2 pseudogenes are annotated in these 1,669 nt (G+C 64.9%); one reads left to right on the forward strand and one right to left on the reverse strand.

Features of this window, described 5'->3' with window-relative positions:
- Nucleotides 1-277 precede the first annotated feature (277 nt).
- A pseudogene (locus AB4Y43_RS40320) lies at nucleotides 278-1,129 on the forward strand (acyl-CoA dehydrogenase family protein); the annotation flags it as partial.
- 46 nt (nucleotides 1,130-1,175) lie between these two features.
- Here the strand turns inward: AB4Y43_RS40320 and AB4Y43_RS40325 are convergent.
- Nucleotides 1,176-1,669, reverse strand: a pseudogene (locus AB4Y43_RS40325) (sigma 54-interacting transcriptional regulator); the annotation flags it as partial.

Below are 1,669 nucleotides of genomic sequence, written 5' to 3' on the forward strand. Positions count from 1 at the left end.
CGCACTGTCGCGAAACAGGCGGGCAGCGATGACGCCAGTGACCAGTCCGGGCATCACGAGATCGCTCAGGCATCGCTGCAAATCCAGCAGTGAATCAGCTGCATGCTGTTGCTGAACCAGCAACACGCATGCGGTTTTCCCGACCTGCGCACACCTGATCCCCGGCCAACGATTGGCATGGCTTCTGCTTTATCGGTAAGGAACGAGGCCCGAACACGGGCCACCCATCAAGCCGGTACCTGGAGCCCCTATTGCCGCATTGAATCTCGCCAGCACGGTGGCACTTGCTCCCGTTCTTTCTCCCGGTACGGATTACGAGCGTCTCGCTTCACGTTTTCGACCCGTTTTCGCCCGCATCGCAGAGGGCGTGCTCGAGCGTGAGCGCGATCGCAGCCTGCCCTATGAGCAGATCGAATGGCTCAAGGCCGCCGGATTCGGCGCCGTTCGCGTGCCGGTCGAGCACGGCGGTGCGGGGGCTTCGCTGCCTCAATTGATTCAGTTGCTGATCGAACTGGCCGAGGCGGATTCGAATTTGCCGCAGGCACTGCGCGGCCACTTCGCGTTCGTCGAGGACCGGCTCAACGCGGAGCCAGGCCCGGCGCGCGACGTCTGGTTCAGGCGATTTGTCGACGGCGAACTGGTGGGAAACGCCTGGACCGAAGTCGGCAGCGTGGCGATCGGCGACGTGATCACGCGCGTGTCACGTGATGGCGCACGCTGGGTGGTGAACGGAGAGAAGTACTACAGCACGGGCAGCATCTTCGCTGACTGGATCGACGTGTTTGCGCGCCGCGACGACACGGGCGAAGACGTGATCGCGGCCGTGCGCGCGAGGCAGCCCGGCGTGACACATCACGACGACTGGGATGGCTTTGGCCAGCGCACGACGGGCAGCGGCACGACCACGTTTGTCGCCGCCGAGGTGGACGAGATCGACATCATCGATTTTTCGACGCGCTTCAAATACCAGACCGCGTTCTACCAGCTGGTGCTGCTCGCCGTGCTCGCGGGCACGGGCCGCGCCGCGCTGCGCGACATCTCGCAGGAGGTGCGTTCGCGCCGGCGCATCTTTAGTCATGGCAATGCGCCTTCGTTCGCGCAAGATCCGCAGGTCCAGCCACGAGGCGAACGTCGACGCCGAACTGGATTCCGCACGCGGCCAGAGCGCGATTGCCGAGGTCGCTGCGGAAATGCCCGGCCGCCACCGCGTGCTGCAGGTGGACATTCGTCGCCGCCACCACGCGCACGTCGATCGGAATACCGTGCTGGGATCCAAGCCGCACGACCTCGCGCTCCTGCATCACGCGCAGCAGCTTGACCTGCATCGACAGCGGCAGGTCGCCGATCTCGTCGAGGAAGAGCGTGCCGCCGTTGGCCGCCTCGAACCAGCCCGGCTTGGCGTTGAACGCCCCCGTGAAGGCGCCTTTCTCGTGGCCGAACAGTTCGCTTTCGACCAGCGTTTCAGAAAACGCGCCGCAGTTGACCGCGACAAACGGCTTGTCGCGCCGCCCGCTCAGGCTGTGGACGTGGCGCGCGATCGGTTCCTTGCCCGTGCCGGTCTCGCCGATGATCAGGATATTTGCGTCGCTGGGCGCGACCAGCTGGATCCGCTCAAGCAGTTCGATCGAGCGGGGATCGACGAAGACCTGCGCGCGTGCACGGATCGAGG

The sequence above is a fragment of the Paraburkholderia sp. BR10872 genome, from assembly GCF_040965835.1.
GTDB classification, from domain to species: Bacteria; Pseudomonadota; Gammaproteobacteria; order Burkholderiales; family Burkholderiaceae; genus Paraburkholderia; species Paraburkholderia nodosa_A.